The 17,698-nt window shown below is 69.0% G+C and carries 16 protein-coding genes; 3 read left to right on the forward strand and 13 right to left on the reverse strand.

Annotated features, from left to right (window positions below):
- Nucleotides 1-6: 6 nt before the first annotated feature.
- From IG04_RS0123270 to IG04_RS0123315, 10 genes are all read right to left on the reverse strand, one after another.
- Nucleotides 7-936: a LamG domain-containing protein gene (locus tag IG04_RS0123270; RefSeq protein WP_036015506.1), complete on the reverse strand. Its 930-nt coding sequence runs from the start codon at nt 934-936 to the stop codon at nt 7-9.
- Complete coding sequence (locus IG04_RS0123275; protein WP_051770614.1) at nt 933-2,990, reverse strand: PQQ-dependent sugar dehydrogenase; 2,058 nt, start codon at nt 2,988-2,990, stop codon at nt 933-935. Before IG04_RS0123275 ends, IG04_RS0123270 begins: the two co-directional genes overlap by 4 nt.
- A 113-nt stretch (nt 2,991-3,103) precedes the next feature.
- The gene (locus IG04_RS0123280) at nt 3,104-3,844 is read right to left on the reverse strand and encodes an ABC transporter ATP-binding protein (protein WP_245816078.1); all 741 of its coding nucleotides are present in this window, start codon (nt 3,842-3,844) and stop codon (nt 3,104-3,106) included.
- Nucleotides 3,845-3,912: 68 nt separating this feature from the next.
- Nucleotides 3,913-4,917, reverse strand: coding sequence for an ABC transporter substrate-binding protein (locus IG04_RS0123285; protein WP_030478820.1), 1,005 nt, complete (start codon nt 4,915-4,917; stop codon nt 3,913-3,915).
- Complete coding sequence (locus IG04_RS0123290; RefSeq protein WP_051770486.1) at nt 4,914-5,735, reverse strand: ABC transporter permease; 822 nt, start codon at nt 5,733-5,735, stop codon at nt 4,914-4,916. Before IG04_RS0123290 ends, IG04_RS0123285 begins: the two co-directional genes overlap by 4 nt.
- A 237-nt stretch (nt 5,736-5,972) precedes the next feature.
- Nucleotides 5,973-6,665, reverse strand: a complete 693-nt coding sequence (locus tag IG04_RS0123295) for a phytanoyl-CoA dioxygenase family protein (protein ID WP_063758311.1) — start codon at nt 6,663-6,665, stop codon at nt 5,973-5,975.
- Between the two features lie 2 nt (nt 6,666-6,667).
- Entirely contained in the window at nt 6,668-7,651 is a 984-nt protein-coding gene (locus IG04_RS0123300) for an ABC transporter ATP-binding protein (RefSeq protein ID WP_030478823.1), read from the reverse strand.
- Nucleotides 7,651-8,472, reverse strand: coding sequence for a carbohydrate ABC transporter permease (locus tag IG04_RS0123305; RefSeq protein ID WP_030478824.1), 822 nt, complete (start codon nt 8,470-8,472; stop codon nt 7,651-7,653). The genes IG04_RS0123300 and IG04_RS0123305 overlap by 1 nt, the downstream gene beginning before the upstream one ends.
- The gene (locus IG04_RS0123310) at nt 8,469-9,335 is read right to left on the reverse strand and encodes a carbohydrate ABC transporter permease (RefSeq protein ID WP_030478825.1); all 867 of its coding nucleotides are present in this window, start codon (nt 9,333-9,335) and stop codon (nt 8,469-8,471) included. Before IG04_RS0123310 ends, IG04_RS0123305 begins: the two co-directional genes overlap by 4 nt.
- Entirely contained in the window at nt 9,328-10,707 is a 1,380-nt protein-coding gene (locus tag IG04_RS0123315; RefSeq protein WP_051770487.1) for an ABC transporter substrate-binding protein, read from the reverse strand. Before IG04_RS0123315 ends, IG04_RS0123310 begins: the two co-directional genes overlap by 8 nt.
- A gap of 113 nt (nt 10,708-10,820) precedes the next feature.
- On the opposite strand from IG04_RS0123315, the gene IG04_RS42785 reads away from it, so the two are divergent.
- Both IG04_RS42785 and IG04_RS0123325 read left to right on the forward strand, forming a co-directional pair.
- Nucleotides 10,821-14,333, forward strand: a complete 3,513-nt coding sequence (locus IG04_RS42785; RefSeq protein WP_036015508.1) for an ATP-binding protein — start codon at nt 10,821-10,823, stop codon at nt 14,331-14,333.
- A gap of 9 nt (nt 14,334-14,342) precedes the next feature.
- Nucleotides 14,343-15,014: a GntR family transcriptional regulator gene (locus IG04_RS0123325; protein WP_051770489.1), complete on the forward strand. Its 672-nt coding sequence runs from the start codon at nt 14,343-14,345 to the stop codon at nt 15,012-15,014.
- Here IG04_RS0123325 and pdxY read toward each other — a convergent pair.
- On the reverse strand, nt 14,992-15,843 hold the full coding sequence (gene pdxY / locus IG04_RS0123330; protein WP_030478828.1) for a pyridoxal kinase PdxY: 852 nt from the start codon (nt 15,841-15,843) through the stop codon (nt 14,992-14,994). The two genes, IG04_RS0123325 and pdxY, sit on opposite strands and share 23 nt — an antisense overlap.
- A gap of 55 nt (nt 15,844-15,898) precedes the next feature.
- Between pdxY and bla the strand changes: the two genes are divergently transcribed.
- Nucleotides 15,899-16,798 (forward strand): class A beta-lactamase, encoded by a 900-nt coding sequence (gene bla, locus IG04_RS0123335; protein WP_030478829.1) that lies wholly within the window; start codon nt 15,899-15,901, stop codon nt 16,796-16,798.
- Here the strand turns inward: bla and IG04_RS0123340 are convergent.
- A complete protein-coding gene (locus tag IG04_RS0123340) occupies nt 16,791-17,198 on the reverse strand; it encodes an ATP-binding protein (RefSeq protein ID WP_338043568.1) in 408 nt (135 codons plus the stop codon). The two genes, bla and IG04_RS0123340, sit on opposite strands and share 8 nt — an antisense overlap.
- Before the next feature lie 76 nt (nt 17,199-17,274).
- The gene (locus IG04_RS0123345; RefSeq protein WP_084401098.1) at nt 17,275-17,670 is read right to left on the reverse strand and encodes an ATP-binding protein; all 396 of its coding nucleotides are present in this window, start codon (nt 17,668-17,670) and stop codon (nt 17,275-17,277) included.
- Nucleotides 17,671-17,698 lie beyond the last annotated feature (28 nt).

Here is a 17,698-nt window from a genome sequence, read left to right on the forward strand (position 1 = left end):
CCGGTGTCAGCTCCTCATCCAGCGGTACTGCAATTGCACCTCCCACGGACGGACGGCCCGGTCGAGGAACATCAGGCTGTCCATCCGGCAGTTGCAGGCGTTGCCCTCGCGGGTGTTCTGCGGGTAGCTGCCGCCGATCTTGTACCCGCGCGGGTCGGTCGCCGTGGCGAGGTCCGGTTCCGGTTCGCCTTCGAGCTTCCACGGGTCACCGGCGGCGACGTACCTGCCCGCCAGCGGGCTTCCGTTGCGGTACAGGGCCATCGTGCCGGTGTCGAAGTCGAACGTGGCGGCGAGGAACACCCATTCGTTCTGCGGCAACAACTTCTGCCAGTCTTCTGAAGCCGCGAACGTCTGCGACTCGCCGCCGTCGAGCCTGCGGGCCAGGGCGACCAGCTTCAGTTCGCCGCCGACCTGGATCAGTTCCAGTAACGCGCGCACCGCGTGGCCGTTGGAGTCTCCGGTCAGGACGCCGGCCAGGCCGATGGCTCCGTAGAGGTCGGAAGGGTCGCCGGAGTTCGAGTTCGGGGCCGGGTTCTGGCCCGTCATCTTGACCCAGCCCATGATCGACGCCTGGCGTGCGCCGTTGAACGCCTTCAGCGTGGGCACGCCGGTTTCGCTGTACAGGCCCGCCTTCCAGTCGTCGTTGCCGGCCACAGCCGGGGTGATCTGCTTGAGCTGCAACGAGTTATGGCTGCGCCGGAACGCTCCGTCGCGCACGCGCATGTCGGCGCCGCCGTTGATCAGCTGCAGCTGGGTGCCTGAGCGGCCGCTGTCCTGTTCCAGGGTCTTGTTGCCGCGTACCGGGTGCTCGAAGTCGTAGTAGGACACAAGGTTGCGCTGCAAGGTGGGCAGGACCGTGCCGAACGTGGCCTGCGCCGGTGCTGCCAGGCCCACGCTGAACACAGCGACTAACCCGAGTGTGAGGAGCCGCTTCATCGGACCCCCTTGCCCTGCACGCGCAGGTCGCGGAGTCTGCCGATGTTGTCGAACGAGCCGAAGCCGACGCGGCCGCAGGCGAAAGTCTTGTCCACGGCGGTCATCAGCGGGTACGGCGATCCGTCCATGTACACGGCGATCTCGCCCGAATCCGCACAATGCTTGACCCGCACGCGATGCCACGCCGTGTCGGTGACGGCGGGAGGCGCGCCGACCGAGCGGACCGCGTCCCACTGGTGGTCCAGGCGCAGCCGGTCGGCGTTGTTCACGACGAATATGCCGTTGTGGGGGTAGATCCTGTTGTCCGACGAGAGGTGTGCGTAGTAGAACTCGGTGTCCGAGCGGTGACCGAACACGATGATCACGTCCCGGTTGGGCTCCGCGACCGGGGTGTCCAGCCGCACCGAGGCGTCGACCTGCACCGAGCCGAACGCCGGTCCCTTCTGCAGCACCGCGTACTCGAACGGGCGGCGCGGACCCGGTCGTGCGACCCCGGGCTGGGCCAGCACGACCTCACGGCCGGGGAACTGCCAGAGCGAAGGCGTCACCGGCTGCCACGACCGCGCGGAACCGGTGCCGGCGACGAAGTCGTGGCCGGAATCGCAGGAGGCGAAGGTGCGCGCACCCGTCACCTTCCAGACCTTGCCGTTCGCCTTGGCCAGTACGTAGAGCTCGCCGGCCGCGTCCTGGCCGAAGCGCAGGTCGACCCGGTTCGGGTCGTTCACCAGTGCCTTCATCGTGGTCAGCCGGCCGTTGACGTAGACCATCAGTTCGCGTGACACGGCCATCGGCCGGCCCGCCCGCATCTCGCGTTCGTCGGCGTAGTAGAGCAGGCCCTTCACGCCCTCGCCGTAGATGTACTTGCCACGCAACGAAGGAATCTTCGAGCCGCGGTAGACGAAGCCGCCCATCAACGCGTTGCCGCTGTCGGCGCACGGCCGCTGGGTCGACAGGCGGTTGTGGTCGAACGCGGTGACCGGGTAGGTGTAGCCGTACTTCGCGTCGTCGGCGGGCAGCGGGAACACACCGCACGACGGGTCGCCGCGCCGGTACTCCCAGATGCCCTCGCGTTCGCTCCAGCCCAGGTTGGCGCCCTTGCGGACCTCGTAGACCGCGTCGACGGCCTTCTCGCCGATGTGGCCCATGTACATCCGGCGGGTGACGCGGTCCCAGCTGAAGCGGTACGGGTCGCGCATGCCGTACGCGTAGATCTCGCCCAGCGCGCCTGCCGTGCGCACGAACGGGTTCGTGGGTGGGATGCCGTACTGCCCGTTCACACCGTCACGGCCGGCCGGATCGATGCGCAGGATCTTGCCCTGCGGCAGTGCCAGGTCCTGCGGCACGGTGGTCGAGACGCCGATGCCGCCGTCACCGGACGCGACGTAGAGCAGTTCGTGGTCCTCGTCCCACCGGCGCGCCGTCGGGTTGAAGCCGATCTCCTGGAAGCCGTGGATGAACGACGCGAAGCCGACCCGCAGCAGTTCGCGGTGCGTGCCGGAGAAGACGTCCGCGCGCGGGTCCGAGGCGGTCCACTCGGTGATCACGCCGTGCACCTGCGTGTCCGCGGGTGAGGGCAGGTCGGGCTTCTTCGTGGTCAATGCGGAACCGGTCTCGGTGTGCACGGTGTAGAACTTGCCGTTGCGACTGAAGTCCGGGTGGAACGCGGCGAACCCGAAGCCGCTGCCCAGGCCGCGATGGGTGTGGAAGTCGGGGCCGATGGCCGCCCCCAGGTCGAGGAACGCGTGCTGGACTCCGTCGTCCAGCAGGTAGAGCTTGCCGTTCATGTCGGGCACGAACATCCGGCCGGAGCCGTCCGGCACCTCGCCGAGGTAGTTGATCCTGTTGTAGCGCACCAGTCTGGAGTCGGTCGGCGGTGGCACGGGCTGCGACTTCGGCAGCTGCGCGACCTCGGTCAGCTCCAGGCCGATACCGGAGGCACCCGGCGTCGGCAGCGGGTCGGCGATCGGCACATCGGCCTGCGCCGACGCGATGGGCACGAGCAACGCGGAGAACACGAAGGTTGTTACTGCCAACCGGGATAAGCGTCGGAACATCCCCACCACCCTGTGGGCCAGGCCGTGCAGCACGGCGACGGAAAGCGCTTTCCAACGCGGCGGAACCCGAAATCTACCCAGTTAATAAAGTGGTTACAACCCTGCCCGAGCGATCAGTCCTGTCCTGTCACCGCTCCCAGGAGATCGCGGATGTGCGCGGTCGCCGACGCGAACTCCGGACGGGCCATCGTCGCGGAGTAGTCCCGTTCGGCGGGCAGGTCGACCTCGATGACCTCCTTGACCACGGCAGGACGTTGCGTCAGCACGATCACCCGGTTCGCCAGGTACACCGACTCCGCGATCGAGTGCGTCACGAGCAACACCGTCGTGCCGGTCTCCCGCCACACCCGATGCAGTTCGACGTTCATCTGCTCGCGCGTCAACGCGTCCAGTGCGCCGAACGGTTCGTCCATCAGCAGCACGCGCGGCTGGTGCAACAACGCACGGCACAACGCCACGCGCTGCTGCATGCCACCGGACAGCTCGTGCGGCAGGGCGTTCTCGAACCCGGAAAGCCCTGTCATCTCGATGAGCTCGTCGGCCCGCCTGCCGGCCTCGGCCGAGTTCATGCCGCGCATCTCGGCCTGCAGCAGGATGTTCCTGCGTGCCGACCGCCACTCCAGCAACGCGGCGCGCTGGAACACGAACCCGATGTCGTGGCGCGGCCCGCGCACCTGCTCGCCGAGCAACGTCACCGTGCCCGACGACGGCATCAGCAGACCGGACACCAGCTTCAGCAACGTCGACTTGCCGCAGCCGGACGGCCCGACGATGGACACGAACTCGCCCGGCGCGACGTCGATGGAGACCTGCTGGATCGCCGTCACCTCCGTGCGCTTCGACTGGAAGCGCACGGAGACGTCGTTTATCTCAACGGCGGAAGTGGTGGTTGCAGCCACATCAGTACTCATCCCTGCTGCGCTCATCCTTTCGGGGCAACGCTTTCTTCCCAGTAAGCCGACGGTTCAGCAGCTTCCTTGATGATGCCGGTCTTCTGGAAGGTCTCGATCGTCTTCTTCCAGTCCTCGACGGTGTTGACTCCCGGCGCCTTGCCCTTGGTGGCGTCGGTGTGCAGCAGCGTCAGCGTCGTCCTGAACTGCTCCAGCACGACGGTCGGCGACGGCAGCTGCTCGGCGGCGCCCTTCATCGACTCGGCCGCGGCCTCCGGCGCCTTCTCGGCCTCCGCCCACGCCTCCTGCGTGGCCGTGACCATCTTCTTCACCAGCTCGGGGTCCTTCTGCAGCATCGACTTCGACGTCAGCAGCCCGTTGCTGAAGTAGTTCAGCCCGAACTCGGAGAAGCGCAGGTAGCTCACGTCCTTGCCGGACTTCTCCTTGATCGTCGGCCCCTGGTCGGACGCGAACCCGAGCAGCACGTCGGTCCGGTTCGAGATGACCGCGGCCATCTTGCCCGCCGGGTCGATGTTCTGGATGGAGACGTCGGACTCCTGCATGCCGTTCTGCTTCAGGAAAGCCGGGAACGTCTTCGTCAGCGCGTCCCCCGCCGTGGTGGCGACGGACTTGCCCTTCAGGTCCTCCGGCTTCTTGATGTTCTTGTCGGTGAAGAACTGCACGGAGGCCGGAGTGGTCTGCAGGAACACACCGATGCTCTTGGCCGGCACGCCCTGCTCGACCGCGGTGGCCAGTGCGGACGTGTCGGCCCAGCCGAAGTCGGTCTGGCCGGCGCCGGTCGCCGTCACGGTCTTGCCGGAGCCCTGGCCCGCCTGGATCTTCAGCTTGATGCCGTGCTTCTCGTAGATGCCCTGCTTGACCCCGTAGTAGAACGGCGCGTGCTCGCCGTACGGGTACCAGTTGAGGGTCAGCGTGACCTCCTTGGCCTCACCGCCGGCCCCGGACGTCGTGTCGCCGCCACCACAGGCGGCGACCAGCAGCAATGCGGGAAGTAAGCCTGCGAGCAGTTTCTTCATGAACCGGCCTTCGCTAGGAGAGTGGTGACGGCGGCGCCGCGCCGGCTGGCGTGCCACGGCAGCATCAGCTTCTCGGCGAGGTCGAGCAGGAGGAAGAGCAGGACGCCGACCAGCGAGATGACGATCAGGCCGGCGAACAGCATCGGGGTGTCCATGTTGCCGTTGGCCTGCAGGATCACGTAGCCGAGGCCTTCGTTGGAACCGACGAACTCGCCGACCACGGCACCGGTCACGGCGAGCGTGACCGCGACCTTCAGGCCCGCGAAGAGGTGCGGGAGCGCCGCCGGGAAGCGGATCTTCACGAACGTCTTGACCGGGCCGCCGCCCATCGTCGCGGCGAGTTCGAGCATCTCCGTGTCGACCGACTTGAGGCCGGTGACCGTGGAGATGACCACGGGGAAGAACGCCATCAGCACGGCCACGATCACCTTGGGCTCGAAGCCGAAGCCGAGCCACACCACGAACAGCGGCGCGATGGCGATCTTCGGGATGACCTGTGCGAACAGCAGGATCGGGTACGCGGTGCTCTCGATCGTCCTCGAGTAGACCATCGCGACGGCCACGAGCACGCCGAGCACCCCCGCGATGACGAAGCCGAGGACGGTCTCGTAGGTCGTCACCCAGGTGTGACCCCAGAGGTACGACCACTTGTCGGCCAGCAGGCCGAAGGTCTTGGCCGGCGAGGGCACGAGATAGGCCTCGACCATGCCGGTGACGGTGATGAGGTGCCAGATGGCGAGGCAGGCGGCGAGCAGCGCGGCCGGACGCCACGTCCGCTCCACGACGCCGCGCCGGCGGTCCGCCCGATCCGTGTCCACGAAACTCCCTGAGGTCTCGGAAAGCGCTTTCCAGATACGCTATGTCCGGTCCACTGAACGGTCAAGACGGAGGAGGAGATGAAGCTGAACTGACGACCGATCGCGGGTCAGCGCGGACGGGGTCTGCGGATGGGGCGAGGCCACGCCGATCCTCGCTTGGACGAATGAGACGACTGAATCGATTTTCTCGACTATTAGTCATTATCTGACGCAGGTGGAGGTCGACGAGGCGGCGGTTCAGGAGTTGTCCGTCGAGCTGTAGGTGTTGCCGGCGTGATCGCGTCCGCGCGCGAGGTAGATCTTGTGACCGTCGGGCTTGAGGAACCGGACCGTCGTCGGCATGTACCGCATCGTGTACCCGCAGCGACGCAAGGTGCTGCGGTTCGGCGGACTGCCGTGCACCAGCATGGCAGAGTGCACGCTGCACGCCCCGCGCTCCAGTTCCACGTCGACAGCGCGTGACTGGTCCACCGCCGTCTCCTGGTTGAAGAACGAGTCGGCGGTGCCGGTGTGCTCGGCGGCCGCGAGATGGCTGCCCGGGATCACCCGCAGACAGCCGTTCTCGACGGTCGACGGGTCGATCGCCAGCCACACGGTGATCGCGTCGCCCGCGGGTGAGATGCTGTCGCGCCAGAAGTGCGCGTCCTGGTGCCACGGCACGGGTTTGCCGTCGCCGGCGGGTTTGCAGATGAAGTGCGACGAGAACAGCGCGATGTCCGGGCCGATCAGCGACTCGACGAGGTCCAGCACGTCCGAGTCGAGCAGCCACTCGAACAGGGCGGGGTCGGTCAGGTGCGGCACGTCCATGTGCTCGGGACGCTGCCCGTCGGGCAGGGCCGCGAGCTTGGCCTCGAAGTGCGCGGCCAGTGCCTCGAACTTCGCCGGCGCGAGCACGCTGGAGTGCGTCTCGTAGCCATCGGTCTGGAACATCGTCACCTCACGAGTAGGCCGGTCTCCTTGTCGTAACGCAGAACGCGCGCCGGCGGGGCGTCCACGGTCACCGTCGTGCCGATCGCGGGCTCGTCGTCCTCGGGCACGACGTAGCCGATCTGGTCCTCGCCGCAGTCGAGTGTCACGAGCGACGTCACGCCTAGGTTCTCCACAATGGACACCTCGCCGGTGAACAGCCCTTCCGCAGCGGGTGACAGGTATTCGGGCCGCACGCCGATGATCTCCGAGCCGCGCGGCACGAGGTTCATGGGCGTCGAGCCGATGAAGTTGGCAACGAACGTGTCCGCGGGCCGCTGGAACACCTCGCGCGGCGTGCCGAGCTGCCGGATCCGGCCTACGTCCATCACCGCGATCCGGTCGGCCAGCGCCAGTGCCTCGGCCTGGTCGTGCGTCACGAACACCGTCGTCAGCGCCAGCTCGCGCTGCAGCTTCTTGAGGAACGTCCGCGCCTCCAGGCGCAACCTTGCGTCCAGATTGGACAGTGGCTCGTCCAGCAGCAGCACCTCGGCCGACGCCGCAACGGCGCGGGCGAGCGCCGCCCGTTGCTGCTGACCGCCCGAGAGCTGGCCGGGCCGCCGGTCCAGCAGGGCGCCCAGGCTCAGCCCTTCGGCGGTGCGCACGGCCGTCTCCTGCTGCACGGACTTCGCGACGCCCCGCACCCGCAGCGGATAGGCGATGTTCTCCGACACCGTCATGTGCGGGAACAGCGCGTAGTCCTGGAACACCATCGCGATCCGGCGCTCACCGGGTTGCAGCCGCGTGACGTCGCGGTCGCCGATCGCCACGGCCCCGTCGGTGGCACCCTCCAGGCCCGCGATCGTGCGCAGCAACGTGGTCTTGCCGCAGCCGGACGGGCCGAGCAGGGCGAACAGCTCGCCGTCGGCGATCTCCAGGTCCAGCGCGTCCACCGCCCGCACCCCGTTGGGATACACAGTGGACAGACCCTCGACAGTGATACCCGCCATCAGCTCTTGATGCCTCCGTGGAATCGGAACCCGTACCGCTTGCTCACGAACAGGTACAGCACGACCACCGGGATCGAGTACAGCAGCGAGAACACCGGGATCACCGTCAGGTTGGCGCTGCCGCCCTCGTCGTAGAGGGTGCGCAGCAGCACGGCCGCCGGCTGCTGGCCGACGTCGCGCAGCAGCAGGAACGGCAGCAAAAAGTTGCCCCAGGCGTTGACGAAAGCCCACACGAAGATCGTCGCGACACCGGGCCGCGCGACCGGCAGCACGACGTGGGCGAGCACCTGCCGGGGTGAGGCGCCGAACACCCGCGCCGACTCCTCGTACGACCGCGGCACGGCGTCCATGAAGTCCTTGAGGATGAAGATGGCCGCGGGCAGCATGCCGCCCGCGAGCACCAGCGCCGTGCCGAACTGCGAGTTGATCAGGCCGAGCTGCAGCATCATCACGAAGATCGGCACCATCGCGGCCGTGCCCGTGACGACGCTCGACAACAGCAGGAGCAGGTACAGCAGCAGGTCCCGGCCGGGGATCCGCACCCGTGACAACGCGTAGGCCGCCAGCGCCGCGAGGACCGTCGTCACCACGGTCGCGATCACGCACAGCACCAGCGAGTTCACCAGCGACGTCAGCGTGTACGGGTGCTCGAAGGTCGCCACGACGTTGCGCAACGTCCAGTCCGGCCAGCGCAACCCTAGTCCGGGCTTCGCGTCGAACGGCGCCGAGGCCAGCCACAACATCGGCACCGCGAAGAACGCCAGCACCACCGTGATCAGCACGTAGAAGCCGATCCGCCGGACGATCCACAGAGGACTCACGCCCGCCTCCGCAGGAGCCGCAGGTACACCAGGGCGATCGCCAGGTTGCCCAGGAGCAGCAGCATCGACATCGCCGACGCGTACCCGAGCTGACCTCCTTCCAGCGCCTGCCGGTAGATCAGCACCGGCAGCACCTCGGACTGGTGGTTCGGGCCACCGGAGGTCAGCAGGAACGGCGTGAAGTCGTTGGCCGTCCACAGGCTGATCAGCAGCGTGTTCGTCAGCACGTGCCCGCGGATGTGCGGGAACACCACGTCCCGCACGGTCTGCCAGCCCGACGCGCCCACGAGCCGCGCGGTCTCCAGCTGTGATGGCGGCACAGCGGCCAACGCCGAGGTGTAGAGCAGCATCGAGAACGCCGTGCCGCGCCAGACGTTGAAGATGATCAGGCTGGTCATCGGGTACTGCACCAGCCACGACGTCTCCGGCTGCCCGAGCAGCAGGCCCAGGGTGCCCGTGTCGCGGCTCAGCACCGCGAACCACAGGAACGCCACGACCGTGCTGGGCAGGATCCAGGAGAGCAGCACCAGGCCCTCGGTCGTGCGCCGCAGCCACGGGCTCACCGAGCGCAGCAGCCACGCCAGCAGGAAGCCGACCACGTTCTGCCCGATGACGGCCGAGAACAGCACGAACAACGCCGTGAGCCACAGCGAGTTGGTGAACAGCGGGTCGCGGACGGCCTCGGCCAGGTTGTCGAGCCCGACCACCTGGGGGTTCGCCGCCGCGAGCCCGGTGAGCTGGTAGTTCGTGATGCCAATGTAGAGCGTCCACAGCGCCGGGAAGACCAGGAAGATCCCGATCAGGACCAGCGCCGGCGCGACGAACCCGACGGCGCGCCGGACGCCCAGGCCGGAGCTATCCAACGTTCTGCTCGCCGACCGCCTTCACCAACGCCTCTCTGTAGGACCGCGCGACGTCGTCAGCGCTCTTGCCGGACACCACGTCCGCGGTCGCCTGTTGCAGCGCGGCCGACACTTTGGGGTAGTCGGCGAGGCCCGGCCGGTACCGGGTGATCGGCAGGACCTTCTCGGCGATGAACGACAGCATCGGGTCGCCGCCGAGCACCTGGTCGTTCACGTCCTGGCGCTGGGTGAGCTGTGCGGTGCCGGCGAGCGACTCCTTGACGGCCTCTGCGGAGTTGAGGAACTGCATGAACTCCCAGGCCTGCCTGGGGTACTGGGTGTTCGGGTTGATCACGCGCACACCCCCGCCGGACATGCTCACGAAGTCCTGCCCGCCGACACCCGCCTTGGGCTCCTTGGCCGGGACCAGCGCCCAGCCGACGGCGGCGTCGCGGTCCGCCATCGCGGCCACGCCGTTCTTCGGTTCCACGACGGACCGCCAGAAGTAGTCGCTCTCCAGCAGGATGCCGATCCTGTTCTCGCTGAACAACGTGAACGAGCGCTGCCGGCCGTTGGCCTCCTGCTGCAGCACGGGATCGCCGAGCCCGCCGCCGTAGATCTTCTGGTAGAGCGTCAGGACGTCCTTGACCTGCGCCGAATCTCCTTGCCACTTCCCGTTCTCGTAGATCGGCCTGCCGGTGCCCACGAGTGCGGGCAGCACGCCCTGCATGGTCGTGGCCTCGCCCATCGCGCTGCCGGCGTTGAGCTGGATCGGCGTCACACCCTGGAGGGTCCTGAGCTTCGCCCCTGCGTCGAGCACGTCCTGCCACGACTTGGGCTGCCACTCCGCGGGCAACCCGGCCTGGGCGAACAGCTTCTTGTTGAAAAACAGCACGCGCCCGTCCGTGCCCATCGGCACGCCGTACCGCTTGCCGTCGAACTCGCCGAGCCCCTGCACGGCCTTGGGAATCTGGTTCCAGCCGTCCCAGCCGGTGTCGCCGACGACCTCGTCGAGTGGCTTGATCTGCCCGGCCTGCGCGAACTCTCCAAGCCAGATGCCGTCGATCTCGATGATGTCGCCACCACCGCCGGTCTTCAGGTCGAGCGCGACCTTGGTCTTGAAGTCCTCGTCGCCGGTGCCGTTCTGCTCGAACTTGATCGTCGCCGCGACGCCCTTGGCCTTCTGCATCTCCGTGAACTTCGGGATCACCCAGTTCTGGATCCAGTTCGCCCCGCGCGCGTTCTTCCCGCCCACCGCCGCGTTGGCGACGATCGTCAGCGTGATCTCCTTGGCGCCGGCGTTGCGCGCCTGATCACCGCTCTGCGTCTGCCCCAGACATCCCGCCAGCAGCCCGCACACCACCAGCAGCCCGAACCCCTTTGTTCGCCCCATCGGTCCAACTTGGCACTGGACCACGGCGGCCACAAGCTCTCAGCGCCGTCTCAGTGCGCAGCGGCGGGGAAGGCACCCGTCTGGCGCGGTGATCGGCGGTATGGTCCAGACCGATGTCTGTCGAGTTCGCGGTACTCGGTCCCCTGCAGGTCCGCGTGAACGGCAGGGAGCACCGGGTCGGCGGGTTCACCCGCCGGGCGACGCTGGGTCTCCTGCTGCTCAACGCGGGCCGCGTGGTGTCGATCAGCGAGCTCACGGCGGCGTTGTGGCCCGGCGGGCATCCGCCCACGGCACGCGGGATCCTGCTCAACGTCGTGTCGGCGTTGCGCAAGGCCGGGCTCGACATCGTCACCCGCAAGCCCGGCTACCTGCTGCGCGCGGAACCGGACCGCGTCGACCTGCACCGGTTCCGTGCCGCCCTCCACCGCGCTTCGGCCGCGCCGGGGCCCGAGCAGACCGCCGCGATCCTGCGGGACGCGCTGGCGTTGTGGCGCGGGCCCGTGCTCGCGGACCTGGTGGCGGACGGCGTCACGTGGCCGGCGCTGGTGGAGATCACACATCTTCGGGACGCGGCGGTGGAGGACAGGTTCGACGCCGAGCTGGCGTGCCGGCGTCACCGCGAGGTGATCGCGGAACTCGAGGCGCTGGTGAGCGATCACCCGTTGCGCGAACGCCTGCAGGGGCAGCTGATGCTCGCGCTCTACCGGTCCGGCAGGCAGGCCGACGCGCTCGCGGTCTTCCGTGCGGCGCGGGAACGCTTCGCCGCCGAGCTCGGCATCGATCCCGGGCCCGAACTGGCCGGGCTGGAACGGGCGATCCTCACCCAGGACCCGGCTCTCGCGGCCACCCCGTCCCTTACCCAGACCATGCTGGAGCGCAAGAAGGTCAGCGTCCTCGTCGTCCGGCTGGAGCTGCCGGGAGCGGACGAGGCCGCCGACGAACGGCTGGAAACCGCGGTCGCACAAGTGCTCAGGCACGTCGAGGACCTCGGTGGCACCACCGTCACGACGCTCGGTTCGACGGTCTGCGCGGTGTTCGGGGCGCCGGTCAACCGCGAGGACGACGCCGCACGGGCCGTGCGTGCCGCGTTCGAAATCACCGGCGATCATCCGGCGGCCGCCGCGGTGTCCACCGGGCCCGCGCTTGTCACGTCCGGCGATCGCGTCGAGGTCGGCGGCACGGTGCTCGACGCCGGTCTGAGATTGCTCGCCCAGACCGCGCAAGGCGACGTCAGGACGTGCCCCGTGACCGACCGGGCGCTCACACCGGCCGGGGACGACGCGCCGTTCGTGGGCCGCTCGCGCGAGATGGCCGTGCTCGTCGAGACATACGCGCAGGTCAGGGCGACGAGCCGGCCGAGGACGATCACGCTGGTCGGCGAGCCGGGCGTGGGCAAGAGCAGACTCGTCCGCGAGTTCGCCACGGGCCGCCGGACGCTCACCGGCCGCACGCCCCCGTTCGCACGCGACGACGTGTTCGCCCCGCTGGCGGAGATCGTGCGGAGCCACGCGCAGATCTTCGACACCGACGACGCCGCCGCGGTCACCGCCAAGATTCAAGCGATCAGCGACGATCCGTGGCTCGTCACGCAGCTCTGCGCGCTGGCCGGGGCCGGCCCGCAGGGCAGCGACGTGCTGATGGCGTGGCGCAGGCTGGTCGAGCACCTCGCGGAGGAACCGCTGGTGGTGATCGTCGAGGACGTGCACTGGGCCGACGGCCTGCTGCTCGGCTTCCTGCACGGACTGGCCGACACCGCGGACGACGTGCCGTTGCTGGTTCTCCTCACCGCACGCCCTGGGCCACCGGTCAGAGGTGAGTCGGTCGTGCTGGACGCACTGTCCGAAGAGGACACCGCGCAGCTGCTCGAAACCCTGATGGCCCGCCATGACGTGGTGGCGGACGTGCCGACACTGTTGCGACGGGCGGCAGGCAACCCGCTCTTCGCCGCCGAGTACGTCCGCATGCTCCGCGACGGTGCCCCGGACGCCCTGCCGGAGACGGTGCAGACCGTCATCGGCGCGCGGCTGGATTCGTTGCCCCAGCCGGAGAGGTCCGTGCTGCAGGACGCCGCGGTCCTCGGTCCGGCGGTCTGGCCGGGCGCGGTGGCGGTCGTCGCGGAACGGGACGCCGCCGAGATCGCGCGCAGCCTGGAGGTGCTGGCACAGCGGGACTTCCTCAAGCGCCAGACCAGCAGGGTCTTCGGCGAGGCCGAGTACGCCTTCAGCCACGTGCTGGTGCGCGACGTCGCCTACGACCGGGTTCCGCGTGGCACCAAGGCGATGAAGCACTACCACGCGGCCGAGTGGGTGCAGGCGCTGCCGCTGGAGCACGTTCCCCTGCTGGCGTACCACTTCCAGGAGGCGGTGTGGATCGCCGAGGCCTCCGGGAAACCGTGCGACATCATGGGCCGCAAGGCACGGACGGCCCTGACCGACGCGGGCCGCAGGGCCACCGCACTGGCCGCCAGGGACACCGCGATCCGGTGCTACCGAGCCGCGCTGGCCGTCTGCCCGCCCGGCCACCCCGACAAGGCCGGCCTGCTCACGTTGCTGGGATCGAGCCTGGCCTGGAGCGGCGAAGGGCTCGGGGAACTGACCGAAGCCGTCGAACTCCACTGCGGTGTCAAGAACTTCGCGGGCGCGGCGGAGGCCTCCCGGGCGTCCTGGCGCGCCACGTGGCACCAGGGCGACCACGCGGCCGCCGAACGGCACCTCGACCGCACGATCGAGTTCCTCGCGCTGGCCCGGCCGGACGAGCGGGTGTTCGGCGTGCAGGCGTACCTCGCGCACTCCCTCACGCTCGTGGACAGGCTGGACGACGCGGTCAGCGCCGCGCGGGAGGCGTTGCGAGGTACCACCGGCGTCGAACGAGCCATCGCGCTGGAAGCCCTGGGACTGGCCAGGGTCAAGCAGGGCGACCCGGACGGCATCGGTGACCTGCGCCAGGCCGTGACCGAGCGCAGGACGGCCGGCGTCTCGCCCAGCCTGTGCCTGTTCAACACGGGCACCGCCTACGCCGTGCTCGGCGACGCCAAGGCACGACTCGCGGTGAGAGCCGAGGCACGGGTGGCCGCTCAACGGCACGGCGACGACGACACGATCACCTGGCTCGACTCGTCCAGGTACCTGGACCTGTTCTGGGACGGCAGGTACGCGGAGGCCCTCCGGCACGTGGACGAGTCCATCGCCCGCTCCCCCGGCCAGTCCCACCTGCACGCCGCCCGCGGCCGCGTCCGGTTGCTGACCGGCGATCTCACCGGGGCCGCCGAGGATGCGGACCGGGCCCTGGAACTCGCGAGGAGCAAAGGCCATCCCGGCGAGTTGCAGCACCCGCTGACGCTGAAGGCCAGCATCGCGCTCCGGAACGGCGACCCGGCCGAGGTCAGCGAACTGCTCATCCTGCTGCGCGGCCGCCAGATCACCGGCCCGATCGGCGTCGGCCTGCCGATCGTCCTCTCCGCCGCGGGCCACGGCCCCGACTGCCTCGCCGAGGTGTCCTGGTCACGCTGGAAGGACGCCGCGGTCGCCTACCTCGGCGGGGACCGGCACGAAGCCGCCCGGATCTACCGGGAGATCGGCTCCGTGCCCGACGCCGACGATGAGTCGCTGGTTATCGGCCGGAAATAGCGTCCGGGTGTGCCCGCGATCCCGCGCTACTACCAGGCCAAGACCAGGCTGCTCGACCTGGTGAACGAGCTGCCCGACAACACCCCGTTCCCGCCGGAACGCGAGCTCTCGGACGTGTTCGGCATGTCCCGCACCACCATCCGCAAGGCGATGGACGAGCTCGTGCTGGAGGGCAGGCTCGTCCGCGGGGCCGGCCGGCAGGGCACCGCCGTCGCGCCCCGCAAGCAGGTCCACCAACTCAGTCTCGACGCGTTGGTGCAGGACCTCGCCGCCCGCGAACAGGTCACGGTCAGGACCATCGGCGCGCAGGACGTGATCAACGTCGAGTCGGTCCTCGTGCGCCGGGACGAACCGGTCGGCGTGCGGTCGACCTACCTGCGCGCGTCGCGGTTCCCCGGCTTCGCCGAGCGCTACGACGGCACGACCCCGCTGCGGCGGTTCCTCTCCGACGCCTACGGGATCCGGTTCGGCGAGCTGTGTCCCTGGTGCACCACCGCTCTCGCCACGCCCCGCGTCGCCGGACTGCTCGACGTCCGCCCCGCCACACCGGTGCTGTCGGTCGCGTGGCTCGACCACGACCTCCGCGGTGCGCCGGTCGAACGGTCGTGGGTCGTGCTGCGGGGCGACCGCGCGCACCTCACGGTGCAGGGCCTTCAGCTCAGCGCACCTGCTCGGCCTTGAACTGCATCCGCGGCGCCGCATAGAACTCCTGGGCCTGCACCAGCCGCAACTCGCGCTCACCGGAGCGGTAGGTCAGATCGATCAGGTCGAAGACACTGGACGCGGTGCGCTCCAGCGCCAGCGCCGCGTCCTTCGTCTGCACGTAGTGGGCGGTGAACAGCGCGGCCGTGACATCGCCGGACCCGTTGGCCTTGAACGGCAGATGCGGGGTGGTCACCAGCCACGCCCCGGCGCCGTCCACGACGAGCATCTCGATCGTGCCCTCCTCCCGGTCGAGCCGCTCGACGCTCGTGACCAGCACGGTCGACGGGCCCATCGCGCGGGCGAGATCGGCCGAGGCGAGCGTCGAGTCGATGCTCACCGGCTCGGTGCCGGTCAGGAACCCCAGTTCGAACTGGTTCGGGGTGATGATGTCGGCCACCGGCACGACCCGGTCGCGCAGCAGCACGGGGATCTCGGGAGCCACGAAACAGCCGGACTTGGCGTTGCCCATGACCGGGTCGCACGCGTAGAGCGCCGCCGGGTTCGCGGCCTTCACCCGGCGCACCGCGTCGATGATCACGTCGGCGATGCCCGCCCCGCCCTGGTAACCGGACAGCACGGCGTCGACCTGGGGGAAGATCCCGCGCTCCTCCACCCCGAGCAGGATCTCGGCCACGTCCGGCGGCGGGATGAGCGGCCCGCGCCAGGCGCCGTACCCGGTGTGGTTGGAGAAGTTGACCGTGGGGATCGGGACGACCTCGACCCCGATGCGCTGCAGCGGGAACACGGCCGCGGAATTCCCGACGTGGCCGTGAGCGACCACCGACTGGATGGACAGAACCTTCATTTCCCCAGCCTAGAGCGCCACTCCCCGCCCCGATCGTTGAACGTAGTGTGATCGGGTGGCCGACCGACGCACAGTCCTGAAAACCTTCGCCCTGCTCCCGCTCGCCGGATGCGCTGCCCCGCAGGCGCCGGCTCCGATCAGTACGGCACCACCGGCCACGACGACCAGCGCGGCGCCCGTGCGGCACGACGCGTTGTCCGAACTGGAGAAGAAGTTCGACGCACGGCTGGGCGTCTACGCGATGAGCGACAACGGCAGCACGATCGAGCACCGGGCGGACGAACGGTTCGCGTTCTGCTCGACGTTCAAGGGCCTTGCCGCGGCGGCCGTGCTGCACCGCAACCCGATGTCTCATTTGGACACCGTCGTCACGTACACCGAAGCCGACCTCATGAAGAGTTCGGCCATCACGAGGCAGAACGTCCGAACGGGCATGAAGCTGCGCGACCTGTGCGACGCAGCGGTCCGGTACAGCGACGGCACGGCGGGCAACCTGCTGCTGCGCGACCTCGGCGGCCCGGCGGAGCTCACGAAGTACCTGCGCGAACTCGGCGACACCGAGACCCGCATGGACCGCGTCGAGCCCGCCATCACCTCCGCCACGCCCGGCGACCCGCGTGACACCGCCACCCCGCGCTCACTCGGCACCGACTACCAGCGGATCGTGCTCGGCGACGCCCTCGAACCGGCGAAGCGCGACTTCCTGACCGGTCTGCTGGAACGCTCGGTCACCGGGGCGAAACGCGTCCGGGCCGCAGTGCCCGCGGGCAGCAGGGTCGCGAACAAGACCGGCACCGGGGAGCACGGCACGGTCAACGACATCGCGGTCGTGTGGCCGCCGGGCCGGGAGCCGGTCCTGATCGCGATCATGTCCAGCAAGTCCGCCGCGGACGCCAAGTACGACGAGGCTCTCGTCGCCGAAGCCGCCGCCTACGTCGTCAGGACGCTCACCTGACGGTCGACACGTCCGCCCACACGGTCTTGGAGTCCGGGAACCGGTTGTGCCCCCACACCTGAGCCAGGCCGTTGACCAGCAACAAACCCCGCTGCCGGCGCCCGAGGAACCCCATCCGGCCGAGTTGCGGGAACCGGCCGGGCGTTCCGTCGTCGACCTCGACCCGCACCACCTCGCGCTCCGGCAGGCACAGAATGCGCGCGCGTCGCTGCGGGGCGGCGTGGTGGTAGGCGTTGCTCACGAGTTCCGTGGCCACGACCATCACGTCGACCACGACGTTCTCGTGCATTCCTCTCAGGAGACGACGAACCTCCGCACGCACGTTCGCGAGCGGTAGAACACCCTCCGGTAGGACGAGGTCCAGTCGTTCGGTGGACCGTCCTGCAATACCCATCAGCATCTCCCCGCACCCTGTTGATTCAAGGCACGAGCCTCGGTACCCCAGAACGCACAGAATAAAACCTGCCGGCCTTCCATCACGTCGCCCTGGGAAGAACGGCCCAGACCACGGTGCCACCGTGAGCCCTGTCCACCCCCCAGCGATCCGACAGCCGGGCCACCAGGACCAGGCCGTAGCCGCGCTGCGGGCGGGACACCTTGCGCAACGGCGGATGGGCACGGGCGTCGTGCGCGATCTCGATGCGGATCTTGTGCGGTTCCACCACGACGCGCAGGAACGACGGTTCCGACGTGTACCGGTAGGCGTTGCTGACCAGCTCGTTCACCACCAGCAACACATCGGCGACGGCGTCGGTGTCCTCGCCCGTCAACTCCAGCCGTACCCAGCGGCGGACGGCCGCGAGTGACGGCCGGTGCCTGCCCAGGGGCAGATCCGCCGCCTCACCCGTCCTGGCTGCCTGGTCGCGAGCCAAACCGCTCCTCGGTCAGTTGATCAGTTCG

This window comes from Lentzea albidocapillata, from assembly GCF_000719115.1.
GTDB classification, from domain to species: domain Bacteria; phylum Actinomycetota; class Actinomycetes; order Mycobacteriales; family Pseudonocardiaceae; genus Lentzea; species Lentzea albidocapillata.

What these genes read in the sequence shown, in the direction of transcription:
- IG04_RS0123340 (WP_338043568.1), bottom strand. Translation starts at nt 17,198, where the DNA reads ATGCTGATGGGTATTGCAGGACGGTCCACCGAACGACTGGACCTCGTC.
- IG04_RS0123295 (WP_063758311.1), bottom strand. Translation starts at nt 6,665, where the DNA reads ATGTTCCAGACCGATGGCTACGAGACGCACTCCAGCGTGCTCGCGCCG.
- IG04_RS42785 (WP_036015508.1), top strand. Translation starts at nt 10,821, where the DNA reads ATGTCTGTCGAGTTCGCGGTACTCGGTCCCCTGCAGGTCCGCGTGAAC.
- IG04_RS0123275 (WP_051770614.1), bottom strand. Translation starts at nt 2,990, where the DNA reads ATGTTCCGACGCTTATCCCGGTTGGCAGTAACAACCTTCGTGTTCTCC.
- IG04_RS0123285 (WP_030478820.1), bottom strand. Translation starts at nt 4,917, where the DNA reads ATGAAGAAACTGCTCGCAGGCTTACTTCCCGCATTGCTGCTGGTCGCC.
- IG04_RS0123300 (WP_030478823.1), bottom strand. Translation starts at nt 7,651, where the DNA reads ATGGCGGGTATCACTGTCGAGGGTCTGTCCACTGTGTATCCCAACGGG.
- IG04_RS0123270 (WP_036015506.1), bottom strand. Translation starts at nt 936, where the DNA reads ATGAAGCGGCTCCTCACACTCGGGTTAGTCGCTGTGTTCAGCGTGGGC.
- IG04_RS0123315 (WP_051770487.1), bottom strand. Translation starts at nt 10,707, where the DNA reads ATGGGGCGAACAAAGGGGTTCGGGCTGCTGGTGGTGTGCGGGCTGCTG.
- pdxY (WP_030478828.1), bottom strand. Translation starts at nt 15,843, where the DNA reads ATGAAGGTTCTGTCCATCCAGTCGGTGGTCGCTCACGGCCACGTCGGG.